The organism is Rhodococcus sp. IEGM1428 (assembly GCF_050321865.1).
Taxonomy (GTDB): Bacteria; Actinomycetota; Actinomycetes; order Mycobacteriales; family Mycobacteriaceae; genus Rhodococcoides.
Genome location: NZ_JBNQFW010000002.1, coordinates 884,266 through 910,233, shown reverse-complemented (window position 1 = coordinate 910,233; position 25,968 = coordinate 884,266). Strand labels below are relative to the sequence as shown.

The window sequence follows — 25,968 nt, the reverse complement described above, 5'->3', positions numbered from 1 at the left end:
CCATCATGACCCCTCCGGGACGAGACACGAATCGCACGTGCCAAAGTGATAAAGGTGTTGATCAGATGATTTCGTGGTTACAGTGATTTCGTGACCGACTCACCCGAGCCCGACTTCTGGTCGTTCATCGACACCGCCAACACCACGCTGGCCCGGGACTACGGGTTCGAGCATCAGTTGGCCACCGAGGTTCTGCTGACACTCAACCGGGCGTCGAACATCGTCACCTACGACTTGGAGGCGACGGTTCATCGACCCCGAGGCTGGTCGTGGTCGTCGTTCCGATTGATGTTCGTCACGTGGCTGGCAGGCCCGATCGAACCGCGACGAGCAGCCGAACTGACCGGCATGAGCCGCGCAGCCGTTTCGAACCTGTCCAAGACACTCATCACCGGCGGCCTGCTCGCCAGTACGCCCGACGAGAAGGACGGGCGTTCGGTGCGCCTCGCCCTCACTGCGCAGGGGCACGACGAAATGGTGGAGACCTTCGCCGAACAGAACGAAAGGGAGAACGCGTGGGCCAGCGCGCTCACCGAACCCGAACAGCGGATCCTGGTGATGCTGCTGACCAAACTCATCACTCACCGCAGCCAGTTCGACGTCCGGGGACGCAACTGAAGGTTGTGTAGATCACGTTAAAGTAGTTAATGTATTTACTACAAGCGGTGAACAGAGCACAGGAGCGATGACGTGGCCTACTACCGGCAACTCGGATCGATACCGCCGAAGCGGCACACCCAGCACCGAACTCCAGAGGGCAACCTCTACTTCGAGGAGCTGATGGGCGAAGAGGGCTTCTCGTCGGACTCGTCTCTGCTCTATCACCGCCACATACCGTCGGCCATCGTCGATGCGACGGTGTGGGAGCTCCCCGATCAATCGACGACGCCCAACCATCCGCTCGTGCCGCGGCACCTGAAGTTGCACGAGCTGTTTCCAGAATCTGCCGTGGCGGACACCGACGTCGTCACCGGCCGGCGACTCGTCCTCGGCAACGCCGACGTCAGGCTGTCCTACGTCGTCGCATCGAAAACATCACCGCTGTATCGCAATTCGATCGGCGATGAGATGGTCTACATCGAATCCGGTTCTGCCACCGTCGAAACGGTATTCGGCGCTCTCCAGGCGCAGCAGGGCGACTACGTGCTCATTCCGCGCGCGACGACGCACCGGTGGATTCCCGACGGTCCACTTCGCGCGTACGCCATCGAAGCCAACAGTCACATCGCGCCACCGAAGCGGTTCCTGTCGAAGTACGGCCAGTTGCTCGAGAACGCTCCCTACTGCGAACGCGATCTGCACGGCCCCACCGAGCCTCTGCTCGCCGACGGCAGCGACGTCGAAGTGCTTGTCAAACACCGTGGTTCGACGGGGATCGTCGGAACCCGGTTCGTCTACCCGCAGCATCCGTTCGACGTGGTGGGGTGGGACGGGTGCCTGTACCCGTACACGTTCAACATCTCCGACTACGAACCGATCACCGGCCGGGTGCATCAACCACCGCCCGCGCACCAAGCGTTCGAGGGGTCCAATTTTGTGATCTGCAACTTCGTTCCACGCAAGGTCGACTACCACCCGCTGGCAATTCCGGTGCCGTACTACCACTCCAACGTCGACTCGGACGAGATCATGTTCTACGTCGGCGGCGACTACGAGGCCCGCAAAGGTTCCGGAATCGGCCAGGGATCGATCTCGGTGCATCCGGGCGGTCACGCTCACGGGCCGCAACCCGGTGCCTACGAACGCAGCATCGGTGCCGAGTTCTTCGACGAACTGGCCGTCATGGTCGATACGTTCCGCCCGCTCGAACTGGGCGAAGGTGCGCTGGCGTGCGAGGACACCGGGTATGCGTGGACGTGGGCCGGCCGGGGACCGAACCGATGATCCCAAAGTTTTTCCATCGCCTGTGCGACGATGCCGCTGTTTTCCCTCCCGGCAATGCGCCGCTCGATGTTGCTGCGGCACAACACCTCGAGTACCGGGCCAGTTCTTCCGCAGACCTCGTCGGCCCGTTGGTCGTTCCGATGGACCGGGTGAACGAGCTCGTCCTCGGTGCTCGGATGGAGGTGGCGTTGACCGCACCGGCCGGCCCGGGCAGCGTGGAGGCAGGCCTGCGAGTCGCCGACCGTACCGCCGGGGTGACGGTTGTTGCCGTCGAGGTGGCAGTCCCCAACGGCACGAGCATCGACGCCTTGCGCACCATCACTCAGGACATCGACATCTATGTCGAAATTCCCCGAGACTCCCGACGAGACGACATCTTCGACGCCGTCGACGAGTTCGGGTATCGCGCCAAATTCAGGACCGGCGGCGTCACGGCTGACCAGTATCCAGACGAACGGGAACTCGCTGCGTCCATCTACGAGGCGGCACGGCGCGAGGTCCACTTCAAAGCCACCGCGGGTCTGCACCATGCTGCCCGTAATACCGATCCCGACAACGGGTTCGAGCAGCACGGTTTCCTCAACGTGATCCTTGCGGCCGAAGCCGCACACAGCGGCGCTCGCGTCGGTGAGCTCGAGAAGATACTGGCGATCCGGGACGCCGACGTCCTCGCCGCGATCGTCGCCGGAATCGAGGGCCAACGCGCCTTCGCATCCTTCGGCACCTGCAGCATCCGCGAACCCCTGGACGACCTCGTCCGCCTCGGACTCGTCCCACCTCAGTGAGCCCCACCCCCGTGAATCAGGAGCGCCGTTCGTGACGCATATCGATATTCCCGCCGATTCCGAGTTCGGAATCGACAACCTCCCCTATGGCATTTTCAGCACTCGAGGCACGGATGCGCGTGTGGGAGTCCGCTACGGCGACAACGTGATCGACCTATCCGTAGCTCTGGGCGATTCGGATTTTTCCTCGCCGAGCCTCAATACGTTCATGGCCCGCGGTCGCGGTCGATGGGTGGAGGTGCGCACGTCCGTCACCGACATGCTCATCAGTGGCCAGACCCCCGCGGAAGCAATCGTGTCCGTTTCCGATGTCACGATGCATCTGCCGTTCGAGGTGGCCGACTACGTGGACTTCTACGCCTCCGAGCACCACGCATCCAATCTCGGCCGACTCTTCCGACCCGATGCCGAACCGCTGCTGCCGAATTGGAAGCACCTACCCGTCGCGTATCACGGACGGGCGGGCACGGTTGTCGTCTCGGGCACCGACATCACCCGGCCTCGCGGGCAACGCAAGGCACCCGACGAGCCGTCGCCCACGTTCGGTCCGAGTCGGCGACTGGACATCGAAGCCGAGATGGGCTTCGTCGTCGGCGTCCCCGCGGATGGTCCCATCTCTCCGGATCAATTCTCCGAGCACGTGTTCGGAGCCGTCATCGTCAACGACTGGTCGGCTCGCGACATTCAGGCCTGGGAGTACGTCCCGCTGGGGCCGAACCTCGGCAAGAGTTTCGCGACATCCATCTCGCCGTGGGTGGTCCCCTTGCTCGCATTGGAGCAGGCGCGAGTCTCGACGCCGGTACAGGATCCTGAGCCGCTCGAGTACCTCCGCGAATCTCGTTCCTGGGCTCTCGATATCGATCTGACCGTCGCGTGGAACGGCCATGTCGTCTCTCACCCGCCCTACAGTGCGATGTACTGGTCGCCGGCCCAGATGCTTGCCCACGAGACCGTCAATGGCGCGAGCAGCCGAACCGGTGACCTGTTCGCGTCGGGCACCATCTCGGGACCCGAGAAGAATCAGCGCGGGGCATTCATCGAATTGACCTGGGGTGGTAGGGAACCGGTGTCACTCGGGTCGGAGACCCGCACCTTCCTCGAGGACGGCGACGACGTCGTCATTGCCGCGAGTGCGCCGGGCCCGAACGGTTCGCGGATCGGCTTCGGCGATGTCCGCGGCCGGATCGTTCCGGCCTGAGCGACTGCTACCAGTCCGACCGCACGACAAGGGACTGCTCGATCTCCAGTGCTGCGTCGCGCACGGCCTGCCCCCACAGCTGACCCGCCGACGTCGCCACCCTCTCTATCGGACCCGCCACGCAGACGGCGGCAACGATGCGCTCGTCCCGGCGGACCGGTGCACTCACCGAGGTCAGCCCCGGAGTTCGCTCGGACACCGATTCCCACCACCCGAGTGCGCGACTGTCGGCGTCGGCGTCGAGATCGCCTGCCAATACGTGACCGGCCGACCCCGCTCCGAGAGGAAGTAGCGCGCCCACGGGCAACGACGCCCGGAGTTCGTGTTGTGAATCCTCCGATACCAGGCACAGCCGATGCGATCCCCGCAGTACCCATAACTGCGCGGATTCTCCGGTCTCCTGCCGCAGGCGCCTGAGAATCGGTACGGCGAGCCCGCCGAGAGTGGAGGTACCGAAGCGATCGCCAGGGTGAAGAAGGCCGTCGTTGTCCCGGCGGAGCATCGAGTACCGCACCATCTCGCCGACCAGCCGATAGACCGTCGATGCAGACAGGCCAAGCATTTTGGCGAGGTCGCCGGTGGTCCGTGGACATGCCTCGACCGCATTGAGAATCGCCGCGGCCCGAGCCAGAACCCCGGTAGTGGTGTCGGCGCTACCGTCCGTCACTGCTGTCGACCTCCGTTTTCGATTCCCACTCAGCATCGGCAACATGGCCGACAGTGCCTACGCAGCATAGGCGTTCGGCGGTCTACGACGCCGTCAGCAGGGCCGAGCGCCACGGTGGACGCCGGCCAGATCGCGGTAGGTGAGCGCGTTGACTGTGCAGTGCTCGACCTCCTCGTCGGTCAATTCCCGCCGAACCTTGGCGGGGACACCCGCCACCAAAGATCTGGGTGGAATACGAGCGCCTTCGGTCACCAGCGCGCCCGCTGCAACGAGGCAGTTCTCTCCCACCACTGCACCGTTCATGATGACGGCAGCCATGCCGACCAAAGTTCCGTCCCCGACGGTGCAACCGTGCAAGACGGCATTGTGTCCCACACTCACGTTCGCACCGATCGTGAGCGGAAAGCCCGGATCCACATGGGCGACAACACCGTCCTGAATGTTGGACCCACTGCCTATCGTGATCTCCTCGGAGTCGGCGCGGAGAACGGCCTGGTACCAGACACTGCTGTCCGGGCCCAGATTCACTCGTCCGACGAGCGTTGCAGTGGGGGCGACCCACGCGGACGCGTCGACCGTCGGTGATCCGCACTCGAGCGCGAGCAACATCGACCCTGGGTTTGTCTCGGTCATGACTTCCTGTTTCCTTCCATCGGAACAGCTGTTTCGGGAATCCACATCACAGTGGTTGTCATTAGTGATCCAGCGCACTATGGTCATTCCTACCAGAAGATAATGTCGTTATCAAATAATGATAATTAGGCCATCTTCACTCAGACTTACTACGCAACTGCAGGGAGTGACCACCGGTGACCATTGCCACTGAGAACGGCCCTTTGCACGGAATCCGTGTTATCGAACTGGGCAATTTCATCGCCGCACCCTTCGCGAGTCGACTTTTCGCGGACTTCGGTGCCGACGTCATCAAGATCGAACGCCCTGGCGTCGGCGACGAACTCCGCGGCTGGCGTCGAACCCGCGGAGACACCTCCATGATGTTCAGGACCATTGCTCGCAACAAACATTCGGTGACTCTCGATCTGCGTACCGACGAAGGCCGCGATCTCGCGCTGAAGTTGGTCGAGACCGCCGATGTCGTCGTGGAGAACTTCCGGCCCGGCACCCTCGAGCGCTGGGGCCTCGGACCCGACCGCCTCCAGGAAGCCAATCCCGACGTGGTCATGGTCCGCATCTCGGGTTACGGCCAAACCGGCCCGCATCGGGACCGAGCCGGCTTCGGCGGAGTAGCAGAAGCATTCGGCGGATTGCGCCACGTCACCGGTCACGCAGATCGCGAGCCGGTCCGTCCGGCAGCACCGATCGGCGATGTGCTGGCCGGATTACACGGTGCCGTCGGCGCTCTCGTGATGCTCCTGGCTCGCGAACGAAGCGGAGATCATTCCCGGCCCAAGGTTGCCGACGTCGCCCTGTACGAGGCGGTGTTCATGGCCATGGAATCGCTGGTCCCGGACTACGACGCATACGGCACGGTTCGCCAGCGCACAGCGGGCAATCTCCCCGGCGTGGTCCCCAGTGGCATCTATCGGTCCCAGGACGGCAGCGTCATGATTGCTGGAAACTCGAGCAGCGTGTTCGGACGGCTCATGACTGCGGTAGGGCGAGCAGACCTGGCCGCCGACCCGGAATTGGCCGACGGCGACAAGCGATTTGCGCGCGAGGCCGAACTCGACGGAGCGATCTCCGACTGGACGTCGGTAAGGCCGACAGCTGTTGTCGTCGACGAACTCGGTGCCGCCGGTATACCCGTCGGAGAAGTGTTCGATGCAGCTCAGATCGCCGAGGACGAACACTTCGTTTCACGCGGAATGGTGCAGCCTCTGAAAGTCTCTGTGGAACAGGGCAGTACCGAGGAAGTTCGCTTTCCCGGAGTGGTTCCGCGATTCGGCGACGAACCGACCGCCGTGAGATGGGCCGGGCCGGACCTGGGCGAGCACACCGACGATGTCCTCGGCCGCACACTCGGGCTCACCGAAGAGCAGCTGGACGATCTCCGCGCCAGAAAGGTGATCTGAGGTGCGCGTACACATCACCGACGTCTATCTCCGCGACGGTTTGCAGGACGAGAAGTGCATCGTCCCCACCGAGGACAAGCTGGCGGTGCTCGACGCCACCCTTGCGTCGGGCATCACGTCCCTCGAGATTGCGTCGTTCGTCTCTGCCACCCGAGTGCCGCAGATGGCCGATGCAGAGGACGTCGTCGCGCGTGCACCCCGCCGAGCCGGAACCCGTTACAGTGCATTGACGTTGAACGGCCGTGGCGTCAATCGGGCCGCCGAGACGGACATCGACGTGATCCAGATAGTCACCTCGGCCAGCGAGGGCCACAGCCGCGCCAACGCCGGCCGCTCGTCCGACGATGCCTTGCGCGACCTGAGTTCCGCGGTTGCGCTGCACCCGGACCGTACATTCATCGGCGGAGTGAGCACCGCCTTCGTGTGCCCGTTCGACGGCGTCATTGCACCCGAGCGGCTCGTCGAGGTGTGTGAACGCATGGCCGACACCGGTGTATCGAGCATCGGTCTGGCGGACACTCTTGGCATCGCGACCACAGATCAGGTCCTCGCCGGTGTCGACGCCGTCCGAACAGCGTTGCCCGAGTTGACGATCAGTCTGCACCTACACAACGCTCGAGATCAGGCCCTCGAGACAGCAGTACGGGCGGCGATCGATCTGGACATCGAGTACTTCGACAGTGCACTCGCCGGGTACGGCGGTTGCCCATTCGCTCCGGGCGCACACGGAAACCTCGCTACCGAAGAACTGGTCGACACATTCCATCGTGCCGGAATCGACACCGGTATCGATACGTCGGCCCTGGCTACCGCCGCCGCTCTCGCTCGCACGGTGGTCGGCCGCGGCCGTCCACTCCTCACACCCACGCACTGATGTCGCGGGCTACGGCCCGTACGCCGCCGCGCTCCCACGGCCCACCTCATCCCCCTGCCCGAAAGGCCAGCCATGGTCTACGCAATCTCGATCGTCGCCCTGATCGCCATCTTCACGGTCGCCACGATCACACCCATCAACATGGGTCTACTCGCCTTCGCCGGTGCCTTCATCGTCGGTGGCGCAATATCCGGCATACCCGTAGAAGACGTCATCGACGCCTTCCCTGGTAGCACCTTCATCATCGTCGGCGGCATCACGCTGCTGTTCGCCATCGCCAAAGCCAACGGAACCATCGACGTCGTCATCGACCGCTCGCTCCGACTGGTGGGCGGACGACGCTGGGCGATCCTGTGGATGATGTTCCTGCTGTCCGGGCTGCTGATGGCTCTCGGATCCGTTCTGGCCGTGGGCATGCTGGCACCGATCGCGATGCCACTCGCCAAGCGCAACAACATCAATCCCTTCCTGATGGGCATGGTCGTCAGCCACGGCGCTCTCGCCTGCTGCTTCTCGCCGATCAACCTTTACGGTGCCTTCGTCAACGGCCTGATGGACTCCACCGGTGTCGGCTCACACCCACTGGCGCTGTTCCTCATCCCGTTCGTGCTCAACACGCTCATCGCGCTCGTACTCTTCCTGGTTCTCGGCCGCGACCTCATCCGAGACCGCACGCGTGCGTTCGACGTCCAGGACTTGCGCGACAACGAAGGCGGACTGCCCGTCTCGTCGGGCCCACGCCCGGGTCATACCGGACTGCCCGAGGGTAGCGGTGGTGGCACTTCCGTGAAGGTCGAGGTCGACCACATCGAATCCTCCTCGGTCACAACAGTTCCGAACGAGAACGTCCCGCTCACCCGAGTACGGGTACTCACCCTGCTCGGGATCGCAGCGCTGGTTCTGTTGTCCGTGACGCTGGGAGTCGACATCGGCGTCAGCGCGATCTGCGTGTCGGTCGTGTTACTGCTGTTGGCGCCCAAGACCCACCCCAAGGTGGTCGACAACATCGCCTGGCCTGCCGTGGTTCTGGTCTGCGGTGTTCAGACGTACATGGCGGTCATGACCCAGAACGGCACGTTGGGATTCCTCGGCGACGCCGCCTCGGCCCTCGGTTCACCCCTGTTGACGGCGCTCATCCTGTGCTACGCGGTGGCGATCATCTCGGCTTTCGGATCGTCGATCGGCACCATCGGTATCGCACTGCCGCTTGCCGCACCCCTGCTCGCGGCCGGCGAACTCGGAGCCATCGGATTCGTTGCTGCCATTGCCTTCTCGGCTACCGTGGTGGACGTGAGCCCGTTCTCCACCAACGGCGTCATGGTTCTGGCCGAAGCCCGAGTGGACGACAAGGCCCGATTCCAACGAAAGATGCTCGGCTACTGCGGATTGGTCGTTCTCATCGCTCCACCGACCGTATGGCTGCTGACGGTGGTTGCGCCCTCGATGACCTGACCCGAACACCTCGGCGGCCCCTGCCTCGACCCGTACGCGCTCAGTCGTGCGTTCGTCGATAGGCAGGGGCCTTCGGTGTTCTCTCGGGCTCGGCGGTGTTCAGCAATGGCATCGCTCGAAACGCGACCAACTCCGAGAGCACGACCACACTGGTGGACCGCGCAATCGTACGAGATTGGTTGAGTACGATCAGGGTTCGCTGTAGGTCGTCATGCGACGCCGCGGCGACCCGGCACAACACATCTCCGGCTCCGGTCGTCGCGAACGCTTCCAACACCCCGGGTATCTGCTCCAGGACGGCGACGACGTCACCGAGCGCGCCCTGGGCAATCTCCAATGTGACGAACGCCTGAACGCCGTAACCGGCTGCTGCCAAACCGATTCGAGGCTGATAGCCGGTGATGACGCCACTGTCCTCCAAACGCTGCAGACGGGCCGACACAGTCGCGCGTGCAACACCGAGCGTTCGCGACAGCTCGAGTACGCCGATCCTCGAATTGTCATGCAGCGCAGCGAGCATTGCCCGGTCCAGCTCGTCCATTGTGGATTCCATCGCATACCTCCGTTTTGCTAGGCGAATTGTATAGCAAACTGCGTCTTGAACTGGCCCATCTGTACAGCGTCGATAGTAAGAATTGGGTCGATTGACACCTTTCACCGGCGATGCTTGAGTCATCAGGACAGTTCGCGCAGCTCGAACCGAAGGCGGCCGAAACTCTTGTCGCCGCGCCCGATCCATCACCTGAACCAGGGAGACTTCATGAGCCTCGACAACATCCTGAACGATGACGAAAGACTGGCCGACCTCGACGCCGATCAGCTCCGCCAGCTCGTCGGACTCGTGGAGTACGACGACAAGCGAGACCCTTTTCCCGTCAGTGGTTGGGACGCAATCGTGTGGGTGGTCGGCAACGCGACGCAGACCGCGCATTTCTTCCAGTCCGCCTTCGGCATGGAACTCGTTGCGTACTCGGGCCCGACGACCGGCCAACGTGACCACCACGCATACGTACTCAAATCCGGCGCAGTGCGTTTCGTCATCAAGGGAGCCGTCGACCCCGACAGCGAACTGGTGGCACACCACACGCGCCACGGCGACGGCGTCGTCGACATCTCACTCGCGGTGCCGGACGTGGACCGGTGCATCGAACATGCGCGAGCCCAGGGCACGCGAGTACTGCAAGAGCCGACCGACATGTCCGACGAGCACGGCACGGTCCGCACCGCGGCCATCGCGACCTACGGTGACACCCGGCACACCTTGGTCGACCGCTCGCGTTACACCGGCACCTACCTACCCGGCTACGTACCGCGGACGTCGACTCTGCAACGTCCGGAAGGCGCTCCCAAGCGCATCTTCGAGGCCCTCGACCACGTGGTCGGCAACGTCGAACTCGGCAAGATGGACGAGTGGGTCGACTTCTATCACCGCGTCATGGGCTTCACGAACATGGCCGAATTCGTCGGAGCCGACATCGCCACCGACTACTCGGCGTTGATGAGCAAGGTCGTCTCCAACGGCAACCACCGGGTGAAGTTCCCGCTGAACGAGCCGGCCATCGCCAAGAAGCGCTCACAGATCGACGAGTACCTCGATTTCTACCGCGGCCCCGGTGCCCAGCATCTGGCGCTCGCCACCAACGACATCCTGTCCTCGGTCGACGCACTCCGCGCCGCCGGCGTCGAATTTCTCGCCACTCCCGATTCGTACTACGAGGATCCCGCACTGCGCGCCCGGATCGGTAACGTCCGAGTGCCGATCGAAGAGCTGCAGAAGCGCGGCATTCTGGTCGATCGAGACGAGGACGGCTACCTGCTGCAGATCTTCACCAAGCCACTGGTCGATCGCCCGACGGTGTTCTTCGAGATGATCGAACGCCACGGCTCACTCGGGTTCGGCATCGGCAACTTCAAGGCACTGTTCGAGGCTATCGAGCGCGAACAGGACGCTCGCGGCAACTTCTGACTCGTAACCTGTTCGACGCCGCCCACTGTCAGCGTTCGGTGGGCGGCGTCGTCCGTCCCAAACCACCTCGGTCTTCGTCGAAGATCAGCCACGTGCGGGTCGCTCGAACGCCGTCGAGCGATTGCAGCCCCTCCAGCACCACTTGCCGCAGACTCTCGTTGTCGGGAGTCCTGATGAGTACCAGCACGTCGAAATCCCCTCCGAGCAAACTGAAATGGTCGACGAACTCCATCGATCGCAAACCCTCGGACACACTGCGCCACGAATCCTGACGGATCGACAGCGCGATGAATGCAGAGGTACCGAGCCCGGACGCCGCATGATCAACCTGCACGGTGAACCGTTCGATGACGCCCGCATCCTTGAGCCTGTCCACCCGCGTATAGGTATGTGCACGAGAGAGATTCAAACGATCGGCCAGCACCCGCATCGAGACCCGACCGTCCGAGGTCAGCTCGGCGAGGATACGACGATCCGTGTCGTCCAATTCCACACGTCTCGAGACGTCGTCCATTCGTCCGCTCCTAGCTGGTGGTTCGTTGCGCCGATCGGACGGAAAGTCAGTTCGCGCCGGGAATGTCAGCAATATGTCTGCAATCCTACGACCATCGGACTTCTTCCTCACCGATTCGGCCAGAATCGCCGTACAAGCCGATTTCAGGAGAGTGCGACATGACGACCGTCGAGAAGGTTCCGGCAACGTCCTACCAACAGTTCATGCCTGCCGACCGTCCCGTGCAGTATCTCGCACCCGATGGGACGGGCGTGGACAGTGCCGCCCGCTACGCACACCCGTCGAACGAACGCCTGCTCGAGATGTATCGCTCGATGGTGCACGGTCGCCGCTTCGACCAGCAGGCAACCGCTTTGACCAAGCAGGGCAGGCTCGCGGTCTACCCGTCCTCGCGCGGCCAGGAGGCGTGCCAGATCGCCGCCGCCCTCTGCCTGGGTGAGCAGGACTGGATGTTCCCGACGTACCGAGACTCGATGGCTCTCGCGGCGCGAGGCGTCGACCAGGTGGAGTTGCTCGGCATGCTCGCCGGCTACTGGCACTGCGGATACGATCCCACCGCCTACAAGGTGGCTCCCCAATGCACCCCTCTGGCAACACAATTGCTGCACGCGACCGGTTTCGCCTACGCCGAGGCCAAGCAGGGACGAGACACCATCGCCCTCGCGTTCTGCGGTGACGGCGCGACCAGTGAAGGCGACTTCCACGAGGCCCTCAACTTTGCCGCGGTGTTCCGCGCACCGGTGATTTTCCTGGTGCAGAACAACGGATTCGCCATCAGCGTTCCCCTCGCACGTCAGACTGCAGCTCCGTCGTTGTCGCACAAGGGCGTCGGCTACGGCATCGGCAGCGAGCAGGTCGACGGCAACGACCCGATCGCGATGATGGCCGTGATGGACGAGGCCGTGAAGTACGTCCGAGCAGGCAAGGGACCAGTGGTCGTCGAGGCGCACACCTACCGCATGGACGCCCACACCAATGCCGACGACGCCACGCGATACCGCAAAGCCGACGAGGTCGAAGGGTGGTTGGCCCGGGATCCGCTCTCTCGCCTCGATTCCTACCTCGAAGCCCAGGGTCTGCTCACCGACGAGCTCCGCGAGCAGATGACGGTATCGGCCGATGCCGACGCCGCGGCACTTCGCGCAGGCATGAATGTCGAGCAGGACGTCGACCCCGAGGATCTGTTCCGGTTCGTCTACTCCTCCCCCACCCCCGGCCTGACCGAACAGCGGAATCAGGTCGCCGCCGAAATCGCAGCAGGAGAACTGTCATGACCACGATGACCATGGCCGGAGCCCTCAACGCCGCCCTACGCGACGCATTGACCGAGGACGACAAGGTCGTCGTGTTCGGCGAGGACGTCGGCACGCTCGGCGGCGTCTTTCGCGTCACCGACGGACTGACCCGAGACTTCGGTGACGATCGTTGCTTCGACACCCCCCTCGCGGAGTCCGGCATCGTGGGATTCGCGATCGGAATGGCGATGTCGGGCTACAAGCCCGTCGTCGAGATGCAGTTCGACGCCTTTGCCTACCCGGCTTTCGAGCAGATCGTGTCCCATGTTGCGAAGCTGCGCAACAGAACTCGCGGATCACTCACCGCGCCGATGGTCATCCGCATCCCGTTCGCGGGAGGTATCGGCGGCGTCGAACATCACTGCGACTCGTCCGAGGCCTACTACGCCCACACCCCGGGCCTGAAGGTCGTCTCCCCGTCCACCGTGGCCGACGCGTATTCGCTGATGCGTGACGCCATCGCCGATCCCGATCCGGTGATCTTCCTCGAACCGAAGCGGCTGTACTTCTCCAAGGACGACATCGAGCTGGCCAAGACCGAGCCGATCGGCGCCGCCGTCGTACGTCGTGCCGGCACCGACGTCACGCTTCTCGCCTACGGCCCCACCGTGTCCGTCGCCATGCAGGCCGCTGAATTCGCGGCCGAGGACGGCCGGAGCGTCGAGGTGATCGATCTGCGTTCGCTTAATCCGTTCGACGACGAGACGGTCGCGGCCTCGGTACGTAAGACCGGACGCTGCATCGTGATTCAGGAAGCGCAGGGGTTTTCAGGCGTAGCCGCCGAGATCGCCTCGCGGGTCTCCGAGCGTTGTTTCCATCACCTGCACGCTCCGGTACTACGGGTGACCGGACTCGACATTCCCTATCCGGCACCGAAACTCGAGCACTTCCACCTGCCGTCCGCCGATCGTGTGCTCGATGCGATGGATCGACTGCAGTGGAACGATGCTCCCGACCTCAGCAAGGCGGTCACGGTATGAGCATGCAGGTATTCCTGCTCCCCGATCTCGGTGAAGGACTGACCGAGGCCGAGATCGTGGAGTGGAAGGTCAAGCCCGGCGATACGGTCACCATCGATCAGGTCGTCGTCGAAGTAGAGACAGCAAAAGCCTCCGTCGAGGTGCCCTGCCCGTTCGAGGGTGTCGTCGGCGAACTGCATGCGGCCGAGGGCACCTCACTCGCCGTCGGCGCTCCCCTGATCAGTATCACCGGCGGTGCCGTCGCCGATGCGCCTGCTGCCCACGAGCGCTACCGCGAAGAAGAACGCGCCGGTTCGGGCAATGTGCTGATCGGCTACGGAACCGGCCACAGCCCCACCGGCCGTCGCAAACGGAGTGCGGCTGCGCCGCAGGTGAGCGAGAACTCGACCCAGGCTACGAGTTTCCACTCACATGCGCCGAAGGTGCTCTCCCCCATCGTTCGGAGTATGGCGTTGCAGGGTGGGCTCGATCTCGCGAGCATCGATACCGCCGGCGGCCATGGCGTCATCACCCGCGCGGACGTCGAGCGCGCCTTGGCCGGTTCGACCGTTGCGTCCTCGTCGGAGGTAGTCACTCGAATCCCGATCACCGGGATACGTAAGACCATCGCCGACAAGCTCTCTCGTAGTCGCTCGGAAATACCCGAGGCGACCGTCTGGGTCGACGTCGACGCGACGGCTCTGCTGCAGGCCCGCCGCGACCTCGATGCCTCCGTCGACGGAGTCAAGGTGACACTGCTGGCGCTGCTTGCCAAACTCACCATGATCGCGTTGGCGAAGTTCCCCGAGCTCAACAGCACGGTCGACACCGCAGCCGGCGAGATCCTGCGCTACGAGAACGTCGGACTCGGTATTGCCGCGCAGACCGATCGCGGATTGATGGTTCCCGTTGTGCCGCAGGCCGACAAGGCCGATCTGAAGGAACTCGCCGAGCGGCTGGCCGAGTTGACCGAGCTGGCGCGAACCGGTTCACTGCCCGCAGCTCGCCTGAGCGGCGGAACGTTCACCCTCAACAACTACGGGGTGTTCGGGGTCGACGGCTCGGCCGCGATCATCAACCACCCGGAGGCCGCGATTTTGGGTATCGGACGCATCATCGACCGTCCCTGGGTGGTCGACGGCCAATTGGCCGTGCGCAAGGTAGCGCAGTTGTCGTTGGCGTTCGATCACCGCGTGTGCGACGGCGGAGTGGCAGGCGGGTTCCTGCGCACGGTTGCCGACTTCGTCGAGAACCCCGTCGTGGCATTGGGATCCGTCCGATGAGTGACGTCGACGTTCTCATTCTCGGTGGCGGGTCCGGCGGGTACTCCTGCGCCCTGCGGGCCGAGCAGCTCGGCCTGTCTGTGGCATTGATCGAAGAGGACAAGCTCGGTGGCACGTGCCTGCATCGCGGATGCATCCCCACCAAGGCCTTGCTGCACACGGCCGAGGTTGCCGATGCGGTGCGCGGGGCTGCTCACGTCGGCGTTACGGCATCGCTGACCGGTGTGGATATGCCTGCGGCACTGGGTTATCAGCGCAGCGTGGTCGCCGGTCTGTACAGCGGGCTGCAGGGTTTGTTGAAGCGACCGGGTATCGAGATCGTCTCCGGCCGTGGACAGGTTGTAGGCCCTCGTACCGTCGAGGTGGACGGTCGACGCATCACCGGGGCCTCACTCGTTCTCGCGACCGGGTCGTATTCGCGCACTATTCCCGGTATCGAGTTGGGGCCGCGGGTGCTCACGAGCGACGGGGCGTTGGCACTGGATCGAGTTCCGGAATCTGCCGTCGTGCTCGGCGGCGGTGTCATCGGTATCGAATTCGCCAGTATCTGGGCCTCTTTCGGTGCCAAGGTCACCGTCGTCGAGGCCCTCGATCGCATCGTTCCCGGTGAAGACGAGTGGGCCTCGAAGCAGTTGACCAAGGCATTACGCAAGCGCGGCATAGACATTCGTACCGGTACCAAGGTCGAGGCCGTCGCCGAATCTCCCGACGACGTTTCGGTGGCATTGTCATCCGGAGACACCCTCACCGCGGATCTCGTCCTGGTGTCCGTGGGCCGTGGACCCCGCACCGACGGTCTGGGTCTGGCCGAGCATGGCATCGCCACCGAACGCGGCTTCGTCACCGTCGACGACAACCTGCTCACCACCGCGGACGGCGTCTACGCCGTCGGCGACATCGTGGCGGGGTATCAGTTGGCACACCGCGGTTTTCAGCACGGCATGTTCGTTGCCGAGCACATCGCCGGCCTGGCACCGGCACGTATCGACGGTGATCTCGTTCCGCGCGTGACCTATTCGCATCCGGAGGTGGCGTCGGTCGGTCTCACCGAGAAGGCGGCGGAGGAGAAATACGGAACGGTGACGTCGGTGGTCTACGACCTCGGCGGCAACGGCAAGAGCCGCATTCTCTCCACCGCGGGTGGAGTGAAGGTGATCCGAGCCCGCGACGACGGCCCGGTTGTCGGCGTCCACCTCGTCGGTGACCGCGTGGGCGAGCTGATCGGAGAGGCACAACTCGCGGTGGCGTGGGAGGCATTGCCTTCGGAGGTCGGCAGCTTCGTGCACGCTCACCCCACGCAAAGCGAGGCACTCGGTGAGGCGATGATGGCACTGTCTGAACAACCGTTGCACGCGCACAGCTGAACTCCCCAACGCTCCAAGCCTCGCAGTGGACGCGTCGCGGCGTCGCTCGTCCTGGTAGCTGTACGGTTTTCGAGGAGGCTGCCCTGGACGTGTTGAACGAGCCCATCGCGGCTTCCGAAGTTACGAGATGTGACTGGCCACGTTGATGACGCGACCCGCAGGGTCGCGTACGAAGAACCGGCGGATGCCCCACACTTCGTCACGCATCTCCCTCACGATCTCCAGCCCGTCCGCTCTGGCTCGAGCGTAGGCCGCGTCCGCATCGCCGACCTCCATCGAAATGTCGACTGACGTGATTTCGGGATCCACGGCAGTCGGACTGTGCCATGCGACGATCAATTGTGTGGTCGGCGTGCTCATCGACGCGAACATGAGCATGCCGTCCTCCTCCATCGCGACGCGAAAACCGAGAAACGTCTCATAGAACTCGCGCGCGGCGGCGGGGTCGTCTGTCACGATCACGGGCATTGCCCTGCGAATCTCCACGAGTACAAGCCCCGGTGCGGACGGTCGCCGCGTGGTGTCGTGCCGCCGGGCTGCCTCACGGACCTCGGTGATGGCGGTGCGAATCATGACGCCGTATGCGTCGTCGGTCAGTGCGGCGGCGTGTTGTTCTGCCAGGTGAAGGTGCTCGGCCGCGATGTCGAATGCACCACTGCGCCGTAGGTTGTCGGCGATGTTCAGGTGCAGGCTCGGGTAGAAGCCCGCGACACTCAGCGACGAGTTGTGACGGCGGGCGCGGTCGTCGGGGAGTGCGTCGGCGGCGTCGAGGGCCCTGGTGTCCCAGATCAGCGCTTCGGCCGGGTTCTCGTAGAGGTCGGCGAGGTAATGAGCGAGGGTGCAGCGGTGAAACGGGTCGCCGGCGGCACCGATTTGTTTCCAGAGGGCCAGCAGTTCGCGGCGGGCCGTGTCGGTGTCACCGCTGCGTCCGAGCGTGACCGCCTGGCTGATCGCTTCCATGGTGGTGTCGGATGCGGTGGGGGTGTCGGTCATCGATGTAGCTCCTTACGGATCTGAGTCTCGTGCGGACGGCAATTCTTATTGTCCAGCTTCGACCTGGTCGAAGGTCAACAGGCGCTAGGCGGGTGAGACCATACGCGCGGGGCAACAGACCGAACTACTGAGTGAGGGAATCTGCAGACCGGACAACTGCGTGAGAGGGCTGTGGAGACGAGTGAATACGGCACAAGCGGTGATCGTGTTCTACATCGCGATCTGGGTCGGAGTGTCGGCGGTCGCGGCGATGGTCGGCAAACGGGGAGCGCTGTCATGGGTGGCCGCGGTTGCATGGACCGTTCCCTTCGCCTGGCTGACGCTCACCGGGACATGGATACTTCCGGACCGAAGTCTGTACGAGCCTGCGGCCTCTCTCGCACCGTCTGAGCTGTGGCCGGTCTACCTCGCGTTGGCCGTGTGGGTGATGCCCTTCGCGGTCGTAGCTGTGTGGCTGCGAAGCGGGAGAGCGGTTCGTAACGCGTGCACGGTCTGTGGGATTGCTGCTGCGACGGGCGTAGCAGTGACCCTCTTCCAGATGGCCAACCCGGACGAACTGATCTTTCTGACAACTCGAAGCGACCGGCCGCACGTCTACATCATCGTGGGTCTTGCCCTCGCCTTCATCGAGCTCGTTCTCGTCGCAAGCGTCGTCCGGCAACCGGGACTACATCACGTCAACCGTCTTGTCGCGGGCGCGGTCGTGTTCGGGGGTGCAGGCGTGGCCAGCTCGATCGGCGGTCTGCTCTGGCTCAGCTGGCTGTGCATTGTCGCCGCGACAGTCGCTCTGGTCATCGCAGCGATCCGCGCCGATCGTCGACGCCCAATGCCTCGTCGTCACGAACAGAACGCAAGCGAATTCAGACAGGGTGGTCGTGCGCGGTCGGCGTGAATTGCACTCGGCGGTGTGCGTGCAGACGATTATGCGGTCTCATCAACTACACGGGTTCCGCGTCGACTCCAGCCGTCGCGGTCGGTCTTGTGCACATACGACGAAAGCCCCAGAACCACTATGGTTTCGGGGCTTTCGTCATAGGCAATTCAGACGTTCAAATCCTCGTCTCGTCTGTTCTTAATTCGCGAGGTCGCAACGAAAGAGATCGCCGCCAGGATCATCAGATAAATCGAGATCGACATCGAGGTGCCGGTTCCCTTGAACAGTGCCTCGGAGATCGTGGGAACAAAGGCTCCACCGAGTACCGTGCCGATGGCGTATCCGATGGATGCTCCACTGAATCGGACTGCTGCCGGGAACATCTCGGCGTACAGAGCCGGCTGCGGACCGTACGACAGCCCGAGTCCGACGGCAAACAGTCCGAGGGCCACGTAGATCCAGTGCAATTCACCGGTGTCGACGAGCAGGAAGAACGGGATGGCGCACAACACCATTGCCGCGTTACCGAGATTCATGATGGTGGTTCGGGCGTAGCGATCGGACAGATGTGCTCCAAGGAGGGTGAAGATTCCCCACACGATGGCAGCGAACAGGCTGGCCACCAATACGTCCACGCGAGCGAGTCCGTGTTCACGCGTCGAGTACGCCACGATGAATCCACCGACGATGATGTAGCCGTTGCCGTTGGTGCCGATGAACGACAGCGCGGCCAGCATGACCTGCTTCTTGTTGGTGCGCCACAGGGCGCGGACCGGAGTGTGGTTGCGCTCCTTGCGTTCTGCGAGCTCCTTGAACACCGGAGTCTCCTCGACGCGGCGTCGAATGTAGAAACCGACGAGGATCAGCACGAAGCTGATGAGGAACGGAATACGCCAGCCCCAGGCCTCGAACTGCTCCTCACTGAGCAAGCCGGTGCACAGTGCCAACGTTCCCACCGCAATGAGCATGCCGAGTGGAACACCCATCTGGGTTGCTGCGCCGTAGATTCCGCGCTTGCCCTTCGGGGCGTGCTCGACGGCCATCAGCGCTGCGCCGCCCCACTCGCCGCCGGTGGAGAACCCCTGCAGAATGCGCAGCACGATCAAAATGATCGGAGCCCAGATGCCGATGGTCGCGTAGGTCGGCAGCAGCCCCATACCGACGGTGGCCGCACCCATCAGGGTGAGGGTGGCGATGAGGACCTTCTTGCGGCCGATCTTGTCACCGAAATAGCCGGCGACGATGGCCCCGAGAGGACGGAAGACGAAGCTGATACCGATGGTGACGTAGGCGACTAGCTGTCCGGACGACCCCATGGGCGCAAAGAACAGTTGGGCGAAGATGAGCGACGCCGCCTGCGCGTAGATGAAGAAGTCGTACCACTCGACGGTGGTACCGACCATGCTGGCCATGGCGGCGCGGCGATGCTCACGCGACACCCCGGTGGGCGTCTCGACCTGAGTTGACATCGACTTGTCTCGTTTCGTTCGGGCTCCGGCGCTCGGGCATCGAGCGGCCGTTCGGAGTGGGGCGGGGCGGGTTGCGATGGGTGAAGGACGGCGACTAGGTGCAAGCGCAGAATCGGATAAAACTCACCGTCCATTCGGTCGGTAATTACTGTGACCGGCGCCACCGTAGTTTGTCAAGGTGGTCGCGTACATAACAAGGTGATGGACGCACTTCGTCGGAAACTACCGATGGGAGCCTCTCGCTTCGTCCGAAACGACGCAGACGTCGACAGTGACGCCGGTCATACTCGAACTCATGGCCGCACCCACGTCGACAGTCGTTCAATACTCTCAGGTCATCGACGAACTGACGCGTGCCCTCGGTGTCGACGCGGTGGTGACCGACCCCGACATTCTCGCCAGTTATCGGCATGACTCGGCAGCGTTGTGCGAATCCAGCCTGCCACTGGTGGCGGTACTGCCGACGACGGAATCGGACGTCCAGGCCATCATGAAAATCGCGTCGGCACAACGCATTCCCGTTGTTCCACAGGGAGCATTGACCGGCCTGGCCGGAGCAGCGAACGCCAGCGCGGGAGCCATCGCCCTCAATACCCGGCGCATGAACAAGATCGTCGAGTTGGACGTCGTCAACCGCACCGCCGTCGTGCAACCCGGTGTCACCAACAAAGGTTTGAAAGATGCTGCCGTGCAGCAGGGACTGACGTACCTCCCTGATCCATCCAGCTGGGAGGCGTCGACGATCGGCGGCAACATCGCCACCAACGCCGGCGGCCTGTGCTGCGTGAAATACGGCGTCACAGCACGATTCGTCCGTGGGCTGCGCGTCGTACTCGCCGACGGCCGCGCCACGTTCGTCGGGCGACGCACCGTCAAAGGCGTGGCTGGGCTCTCCCTGGCAGAGCTGTTCGTCGGCTCCGAGGGAACGCTCGGCATCATCACCGAGGCCACCGTCGGCCTCGATTTCCCCAGCGCCGTACCACTCACGATGGCTGCGACCTTCCCCTCCACTGTCGCTGCAGGAGAGGCAGTGTCGAGGATTCGTGCGGCAGGTATCACCCCGAGCCTGTTCGAGCTGTTGGACCGCACCACTATCGCCGCGATCGACGCCTACGCCCGGATGGACTTCGGCACCGACGCGGCGGCAGTGCTGATCGCCCAATCCGACATCGGCGCAGGCGCTGTGGAGGAGCTCGAGGCGATCGCGGCGCTGTGCACCGCAGCCGGTGCGACCGATGTGGCCGTTGCCGAGGACGAGGTCGAATCGGAGCAGCTCGTGCAGGCCCGTCGACTGGCGTACCCGGCACTCGAGCGTCTGGGTTCACCGTTGGTCGACGATGTGTCCGTTCCTATTTCACAACTCGCTACGATGATCGACGAGGTGGGTCGGGTGGCAGACCGGCTGGGCATCGTCATCGGAGTCGTCGGCCACGCAGGCGACGGCAACATCCATCCGACGGTCATCGTCGACCCCCTCGACCCCTCATCGTTGGCCAAGGCGCACAGCGCGTTCGACGAGATCGCGGCATTCGCCCTCTCACTGGGTGGAACCATCACCGGCGAGCACGGGGTGGGACTGCTCAAGCGCGATCTACTCGAGACCGAACTCGACTCGGTTGCAGCGGAACTGCAGCGCGGCATCAAGGAATTGCTCGACCCGCATTACCTGCTCAACCCCGGGAAGGTCCTCACCGCCCGGCCCTGAGCCGGAGCGACATCCACACCAGCAACCGGGTGTCCGCGTCGTCGAGATCGAGACCGAACAACTCCTTGGTACGCCGGAGTCGGTAGCGGAAGGTGTTGGGATGCAGGTACAGCGATGCAGCTGCGGCGGCGACGTTGGACTCGTGCGCCAACAACGCCAGCACCGTCGCGGCGTACTCGGTACCTTCCGAAGCATCGCAGAAAAGCATCCGCTCGACGGCAGGCAACGCCAACGACACCTCCGACAGAACTGCCCCTGCCCTGCGCAGCGTGGCGTGGACTCGGACGTCCTCGAAAGCGATGGTCGGAGCACCGTCCTCGCAGGCGTCGAGCGCCCACTGCGCGTGCACTCGAGCAGTCATCGGGCGCTCGTCCGGTCCACCGAGCGCGAACGTCACCGGAATTCCGAGGGCAGATACAGCCCTGCGTCGAACATGCTCGAATTCGTCTACGGTGATTGGGATTTCGGAACGCATCACGAGGAAGGCAGCGCCGTCGATCACGACAGCACCCGAGTCGAGCTGTTGCCCGAAGGTCAGGTCGAGCATCCCCCGCAGTCGCGACGCGGCGGCGTCCGGCCGGTCCGACTGCACCCGGGTCGCCAGCACCGTATACAGCTGCCCATCGGGTGTGACGGCAGTTGGATCGGTCAGTAGTTCACGTGCCCTGGGCTTTTCGACACCCACAGCCTGCGGTCGCTGGCTCAGCAACGGTATTGCTTCCGCTGCTGCCCGTTGCAATGCCGCCACCGCGGCCGGATCGGGCGGCGACACTGCCACGGTGGGGACGATGCACCAGATCGAACCGAGATATTGGCCGCCACTGGTCACCGGCACGGCCAGGCGAGGAAGCACCCCGGCTACGGCGACGACCCGCACAGTGCAGCTGCGCCGGAAGTCCTCGTCGGTATGGTGCGCCATGTACTCGGCCGGAACCTGCTTGCCGAGAATCCCGTCGCGCCGCACGTCGTCGATCGGTTGCCCGGGCAGCGACGAGTAGGCCACGACGTAGCCGGCCGGGTCCATCACCGATACCGCGCCGCCCACAGCAGCCGCCGTGGCGTCGGCCAAGGCAGACAGATCGGCAGTGGTCATCGACTCACCGTACTTCCGAGCAGATCCGACTACCTGGCCACGGTGCGACTGTCACCTCGGAATTCGGCGACCAGCTCGTCTCGACACGTCACCGACACGTCGTAGAGGCCGTTCCGGCCGAACCGCGCACGCTCGACGGCATCTGCAACCAGCACGTCCCCGGCCGTCGTCGGACGGAGGTATCGGATGTCGCAACGTGCCGCGACGGCCGAATCGTCGTGCGAATTACAGGCCATTGCGAACGTCGTGTCCGCTAGAAGGAACACGTAGCCGCCGTGGGTGATGGCATAGCCGTTGACCATGTCCTCGGTCACGACCATCGACATCCTCGCGTGTCCAGGTGACAGCTCGATCAATTCGATACCGAGCTTGCGGGACGCGGCGTCGACCTCGAACATCTCTCGCGCGATCATCGAATCCGTCACGGCTGCAACACCGACTGCTCGTTCTGGGTGAACATCGTGACGCCACCGGTTGCGAAGTTGCGCAGATCCTTGCCCGCGGCCTTCATCTCGGGCGAGGACAATCCTGCCTTCAGCGATGTCTCGTCCGCGAAGTACAGGCTGGCGATCGCGTAGTACGGCGGCGGTGAATCGTCGAGCGAGTCGAGCGTGCCCCAGGTGAAGTCGACCAAACCGGGGACTGCCCGCGCGAGGGGCACGTGCACCTCGGCGTAGTGACGATCGAATGCGGCAGTGTCCTCGGGCATCCCGTAACAGACGGCTACTCGTACGCTCATGACGCGGCCTCGGGCTTCGCGACGAGAGTGAGAACGTCGTAGGTGGCTACGGGATCGCCGTCCTGGTTGACAACCACTGCATCCCAACGTACTTCGCCGTAATCGGCACTCTGACGCGGAGTGATGAGCTTGGCCGTCAACGTCACCGTCAACGAATCCTCGGCCTTGACCGGCGTCAGGAAGCGAAGGCTGTCGACGCCGAAGTTGGCCAGGACGGGGCCCGGAGCCGGGTCGACGAACAGCCCGGCGGCTAGGGAGACCACCAGGTAGCCATGGGCCACTATGCCACCGAACAGCGGATTGGCCGCTGCCGCTTCAGGATCGGTATGAGCGTAGAACGTATCCCCGGTGAACTCGGCGAAATGATCGATATCAGCGCGGGTGACCTGCCGTGGTCCACCGATGATGGTGTCGCCCAGTTTCAGCTCGCCGAGGTTCTTACGGAACGGGTGGACGTCGCCGGTCGTCTGCTTCGCCCCGGCGACCCACTTGTTGCCGATGGCCGTCAGGACATCCGGTGTTCCCTGAATTGCCGTGCGCTGCATGTGGTGCAGGACGCCGCGGATACCGCCGAGTTCTTCACCACCGCCTGCTCGGCCCGGCCCGCCGTGCACCAAGACCGGCAGGGGCGAGCCGTGGCCGGTCGATTCTTTCGCGTCCTCGGAGTTCAACACCAGGATGCGGCCGTGGTACGGAGCACTGCCCAGGACGATCTCACGCGCGATCACAGAATCCTTGGTCACGAGAGATGCAACCAAAGAGCCCTTTCCGCGGGCTACGAGATCGAGCAGGTCTGCAGTGTTGTCGTAGCCGATGACGGTCGATACCGGCCCGAACGCCTCGATCTCGTGCGGTTCGGGTGCGGTCTTGTCGCCGGCCTTCAGCAGCACCGGTGCCATGAATGCCCCCGCTCGCTGATCCACAGCGTCGGGATCGCCGAAGACCACCGATGCGGACTTGGTCAGTCCCCGAATGGATTTGAGGACTTCGTCGCGCTGATCGATACTGGCGAGTGCACCCATGGTGACCCCCTCGTCGGCCGGATCACCGACAACGACCTTCTCCAGCTTTGCCTTCAGCGCCTCGATGACAGGCTCGACCGAGTCTTGCGGCACCAGCACACGACGGATCGCCGTGCACTTCTGACCGGCCTTGGACGTCATCTCGTTGAAGACACCCTTGACGAAGAGGTCGAACTCTGGATCATCCTGTGCCACATCGGTTGCCAGTATCGACGCATTGAGAGAGTCGGCCTCGGCCGTGAAATGCAGTCCTTCGCCGACGACGTTGGGGTGTGAGCGCAGGGTCGCTGCGGTATCGGCGGATCCGGTGAACGCCACCGAGTCCTGACCACCGAGGTGGTCGAGCACACCGCGGGCACTGCCACACAGCAGCTGCACCGAACCCTCGGGCAGCAGCCCCGACTCGATGATCCGTCGGAACACCAGCTCGGTGAGGTACGCAGTCTGGCTGGCGGGCTTGATGATCGACGGCACACCGGCGATGAACGCGGGTGCCAGCTTCTCGAGGAAGCCCCAGACCGGGAAGTTGAACGCATTGATCTGGACGGCGACGCCGCGCCGCGAGGTGTAGATGTGCTGACCGAGGAAGGTGCCCTTCTTGCCGAGTTGCTCGATCGCGCCGTCGAGATAGACCGTCTCGTTGGGGAGTTCGCGTCGGGCCTTGCTCGCGTAGCTCAGCACGGTTCCGAATCCGCCGTCGATGTCGACGCCGGAATCTCGGGTGGTGGCTCCGGTGTGCCGGGAGAGTTGGTAGAACTCCTCCTTGCCGGCCATCAGTGTCAGGCCCAGTTGCTTGAGCAGGGCCGCACGCTCGTGGAACGTCAGGGCTGCGAGCGCGGGCCCTCCGACGGTGCGGGCGTAGTCGACCATGCCTGCGACGTCGAGTCCGCTGGATGACACCCGAGCGATCTCACTGCCGTCGACGGCGCTCAGCAGCGGCGCTCCCTCATCGGTTGCGGAATACCACGTGCCCTGGGCATAGCTTTCCAGAAGTCTGCTCACAACGCCTCCATCTCACCGTACGTTCGGTCGGTAATTACCATCGCCGTCGGACGCCGAGATGTCAAGACTTGTCCTGCTACGTGCGGCGCAGGCCGTCGAAGGTCAGCGCCACGACGGCGTCGGCCAATTCCTCGACCGATCCACCGGTGCGCGGGCGATACCACTCGATGAGCGAGTTGACCGTGCCGAAGACCAGCTTGGACGCGAGCGCCGGGTCGACACCGGGACGCAGGTCACCCTCCTCGGCCGCGGCGACCACGAGTCCGGTGACGAACGAATCGAATTCGCGCCGACGCGCGAGGGCTCGGCGCTCGACGTCGGTGTTGCCCCGCACGCGCAGCAGCAACGTCACGTACGGCAGTTCGGCGCACAGGATGTCCACGCTGCGACGCACCAGGTATTCGAGGCGGTCGATGTATCGCCCGGTCGTGGCCCGATCCTCGGTCGTCACGGCGAACAGCGCATTGAGAGCCCGCGACAACGCGAGTTCGAGCAACTCGGACTTGCCGGACACATGGTGATAGATCGACGACTTGGTGATCCCGAGCCGCTTCGCCAGAACTTCCATGCTGGTGCCGTCGTATCCACGGTCGTTGAAGACCTTGACCGCCACTGCCAAGAGCGAGTCCAGATCGTATCCCGGCCGCCCTGGCTGTCCGGTCTTGCGCGGCGCGCGTGCGGTTGTCATTGCCACATCTTCCCAGCCGTCGGCCGATTCCACAGCACCGTGGGCAGCAAACCTTGCCAAACGACCGAATGTTCGGTTATTAATGACGCAACCGTACGGAGGAGATTTC

General features: G+C 63.8%; 25 protein-coding genes. 14 read left to right on the top strand and 11 right to left on the bottom strand.

The annotated features are described in order from the left end of the window. The first annotated feature begins 90 nt into the window (after positions 1–90). The 4 genes from ACQR3T_RS12835 (at position 91) to fahA (ending at position 3,867) form a co-directional block, all read left to right on the top strand. Positions 91–618, top strand: a complete 528-nt coding sequence (locus ACQR3T_RS12835) for a MarR family winged helix-turn-helix transcriptional regulator (RefSeq protein WP_032379910.1) — start codon at positions 91–93, stop codon at positions 616–618. A 72-nt stretch (positions 619–690) separates the two neighbouring features. Next, positions 691–1,884, top strand: a complete 1,194-nt coding sequence (locus tag ACQR3T_RS12830; protein ID WP_428693668.1) for a homogentisate 1,2-dioxygenase — start codon at positions 691–693, stop codon at positions 1,882–1,884. Continuing rightward, on the top strand, positions 1,881–2,669 hold the full coding sequence (locus tag ACQR3T_RS12825) for a hypothetical protein (protein WP_428693667.1): 789 nt from the start codon (positions 1,881–1,883) through the stop codon (positions 2,667–2,669). The genes ACQR3T_RS12830 and ACQR3T_RS12825 overlap by 4 nt, the downstream gene beginning before the upstream one ends. A gap of 31 nt (positions 2,670–2,700) precedes the next feature. Then, positions 2,701–3,867 (top strand): fumarylacetoacetase, encoded by a 1,167-nt coding sequence (gene fahA, locus ACQR3T_RS12820; protein WP_428693666.1) that lies wholly within the window; start codon positions 2,701–2,703, stop codon positions 3,865–3,867. 7 nt (positions 3,868–3,874) lie between these two features. On the opposite strand, the gene ACQR3T_RS12815 is transcribed toward fahA, so the two are convergent. Both ACQR3T_RS12815 and ACQR3T_RS12810 read right to left on the bottom strand, forming a co-directional pair. Next, a complete protein-coding gene (locus ACQR3T_RS12815) occupies positions 3,875–4,534 on the bottom strand; it encodes an IclR family transcriptional regulator (protein WP_428693665.1) in 660 nt (219 codons plus the stop codon). Between the two features lie 93 nt (positions 4,535–4,627). After that, positions 4,628–5,167 carry a gamma carbonic anhydrase family protein gene (locus ACQR3T_RS12810; RefSeq protein ID WP_428693664.1) on the bottom strand — a complete coding sequence of 180 codons (540 nt, stop codon included), beginning with the start codon at positions 5,165–5,167 and terminating at the stop codon, positions 4,628–4,630. A 176-nt stretch (positions 5,168–5,343) separates the two neighbouring features. On the opposite strand from ACQR3T_RS12810, the gene ACQR3T_RS12805 reads away from it, so the two are divergent. From ACQR3T_RS12805 to ACQR3T_RS12795, 3 genes are all read left to right on the top strand, one after another. After that, positions 5,344–6,567 carry a CaiB/BaiF CoA transferase family protein gene (locus ACQR3T_RS12805; RefSeq protein ID WP_428693663.1) on the top strand — a complete coding sequence of 408 codons (1,224 nt, stop codon included), beginning with the start codon at positions 5,344–5,346 and terminating at the stop codon, positions 6,565–6,567. A gap of 1 nt (position 6,568) precedes the next feature. Further along, on the top strand, positions 6,569–7,441 hold the full coding sequence (locus tag ACQR3T_RS12800) for a hydroxymethylglutaryl-CoA lyase (RefSeq protein ID WP_428693662.1): 873 nt from the start codon (positions 6,569–6,571) through the stop codon (positions 7,439–7,441). Between the two features lie 72 nt (positions 7,442–7,513). Then, positions 7,514–8,893: an SLC13 family permease gene (locus ACQR3T_RS12795; protein ID WP_428693661.1), complete on the top strand. Its 1,380-nt coding sequence runs from the start codon at positions 7,514–7,516 to the stop codon at positions 8,891–8,893. 40 nt (positions 8,894–8,933) lie between these two features. Here ACQR3T_RS12795 and ACQR3T_RS12790 read toward each other — a convergent pair whose 3' ends face one another. Continuing rightward, a complete protein-coding gene (locus ACQR3T_RS12790; protein ID WP_032379902.1) occupies positions 8,934–9,446 on the bottom strand; it encodes an Lrp/AsnC family transcriptional regulator in 513 nt (170 codons plus the stop codon). Positions 9,447–9,653: 207 nt separating this feature from the next. Between ACQR3T_RS12790 and hppD the strand changes: the two genes are divergently transcribed. Continuing rightward, complete coding sequence (hppD, locus tag ACQR3T_RS12785; protein ID WP_428693660.1) at positions 9,654–10,859, top strand: 4-hydroxyphenylpyruvate dioxygenase; 1,206 nt, start codon at positions 9,654–9,656, stop codon at positions 10,857–10,859. A 28-nt stretch (positions 10,860–10,887) separates the two neighbouring features. Here hppD and ACQR3T_RS12780 read toward each other — a convergent pair whose 3' ends face one another. After that, positions 10,888–11,373: an Lrp/AsnC family transcriptional regulator gene (locus tag ACQR3T_RS12780; RefSeq protein ID WP_428693659.1), complete on the bottom strand. Its 486-nt coding sequence runs from the start codon at positions 11,371–11,373 to the stop codon at positions 10,888–10,890. 158 nt (positions 11,374–11,531) lie between these two features. On the opposite strand from ACQR3T_RS12780, the gene pdhA reads away from it, so the two are divergent. Genes pdhA through lpdA form a run of 4 tightly spaced genes read left to right on the top strand, consistent with a single transcriptional unit; the run spans position 11,532 to position 16,274 of the window. Next, on the top strand, positions 11,532–12,647 hold the full coding sequence (pdhA, locus tag ACQR3T_RS12775) for a pyruvate dehydrogenase (acetyl-transferring) E1 component subunit alpha (RefSeq protein ID WP_428693658.1): 1,116 nt from the start codon (positions 11,532–11,534) through the stop codon (positions 12,645–12,647). Beyond that, on the top strand, positions 12,644–13,648 hold the full coding sequence (locus ACQR3T_RS12770; protein ID WP_428693657.1) for an alpha-ketoacid dehydrogenase subunit beta: 1,005 nt from the start codon (positions 12,644–12,646) through the stop codon (positions 13,646–13,648). The genes pdhA and ACQR3T_RS12770 overlap by 4 nt, the downstream gene beginning before the upstream one ends. Further along, positions 13,645–14,910, top strand: coding sequence for a dihydrolipoamide acetyltransferase family protein (locus tag ACQR3T_RS12765; RefSeq protein WP_428693656.1), 1,266 nt, complete (start codon positions 13,645–13,647; stop codon positions 14,908–14,910). The genes ACQR3T_RS12770 and ACQR3T_RS12765 overlap by 4 nt, the downstream gene beginning before the upstream one ends. Beyond that, positions 14,907–16,274: a dihydrolipoyl dehydrogenase gene (gene lpdA / locus ACQR3T_RS12760; RefSeq protein ID WP_428693655.1), complete on the top strand. Its 1,368-nt coding sequence runs from the start codon at positions 14,907–14,909 to the stop codon at positions 16,272–16,274. The genes ACQR3T_RS12765 and lpdA overlap by 4 nt, the downstream gene beginning before the upstream one ends. Before the next feature lie 120 nt (positions 16,275–16,394). Here the strand turns inward: lpdA and ACQR3T_RS12755 are convergent, their stop codons facing one another. Then, positions 16,395–17,267 (bottom strand): VOC family protein, encoded by an 873-nt coding sequence (locus ACQR3T_RS12755; RefSeq protein WP_196249192.1) that lies wholly within the window; start codon positions 17,265–17,267, stop codon positions 16,395–16,397. A gap of 181 nt (positions 17,268–17,448) precedes the next feature. On the opposite strand from ACQR3T_RS12755, the gene ACQR3T_RS12750 reads away from it, so the two are divergent. After that, positions 17,449–18,159, top strand: a complete 711-nt coding sequence (locus tag ACQR3T_RS12750; protein ID WP_428693654.1) for a hypothetical protein — start codon at positions 17,449–17,451, stop codon at positions 18,157–18,159. Positions 18,160–18,308: 149 nt separating this feature from the next. On the opposite strand, the gene ACQR3T_RS12745 is transcribed toward ACQR3T_RS12750, so the two are convergent. Next, positions 18,309–19,610 (bottom strand): MFS transporter, encoded by a 1,302-nt coding sequence (locus tag ACQR3T_RS12745; protein WP_428693653.1) that lies wholly within the window; start codon positions 19,608–19,610, stop codon positions 18,309–18,311. A gap of 295 nt (positions 19,611–19,905) precedes the next feature. Between ACQR3T_RS12745 and ACQR3T_RS12740 the strand changes: the two genes are divergently transcribed. Continuing rightward, a complete protein-coding gene (locus ACQR3T_RS12740; RefSeq protein ID WP_428693652.1) occupies positions 19,906–21,315 on the top strand; it encodes an FAD-binding oxidoreductase in 1,410 nt (469 codons plus the stop codon). Here ACQR3T_RS12740 and ACQR3T_RS12735 read toward each other — a convergent pair. The 5 genes from ACQR3T_RS12735 to ACQR3T_RS12715 form a co-directional block, all read right to left on the bottom strand. After that, positions 21,299–22,408: a PucR family transcriptional regulator gene (locus ACQR3T_RS12735; protein WP_428693651.1), complete on the bottom strand. Its 1,110-nt coding sequence runs from the start codon at positions 22,406–22,408 to the stop codon at positions 21,299–21,301. The genes ACQR3T_RS12740 and ACQR3T_RS12735 overlap by 17 nt on opposite strands. Before the next feature lie 29 nt (positions 22,409–22,437). Beyond that, positions 22,438–22,806 (bottom strand): hydroxyphenylacetyl-CoA thioesterase PaaI, encoded by a 369-nt coding sequence (gene paaI, locus ACQR3T_RS12730; RefSeq protein WP_176457523.1) that lies wholly within the window; start codon positions 22,804–22,806, stop codon positions 22,438–22,440. A gap of 23 nt (positions 22,807–22,829) precedes the next feature. Then, positions 22,830–23,147 (bottom strand): EthD family reductase, encoded by a 318-nt coding sequence (locus tag ACQR3T_RS12725; RefSeq protein WP_037175764.1) that lies wholly within the window; start codon positions 23,145–23,147, stop codon positions 22,830–22,832. Continuing rightward, on the bottom strand, positions 23,144–25,171 hold the full coding sequence (gene paaZ, locus ACQR3T_RS12720; protein WP_428693650.1) for a phenylacetic acid degradation bifunctional protein PaaZ: 2,028 nt from the start codon (positions 25,169–25,171) through the stop codon (positions 23,144–23,146). Before paaZ ends, ACQR3T_RS12725 begins: the two co-directional genes overlap by 4 nt. Before the next feature lie 76 nt (positions 25,172–25,247). Next, positions 25,248–25,859, bottom strand: coding sequence for a TetR/AcrR family transcriptional regulator (locus tag ACQR3T_RS12715; protein WP_032380646.1), 612 nt, complete (start codon positions 25,857–25,859; stop codon positions 25,248–25,250). Positions 25,860–25,968: the final 109 nt, after the last annotated feature.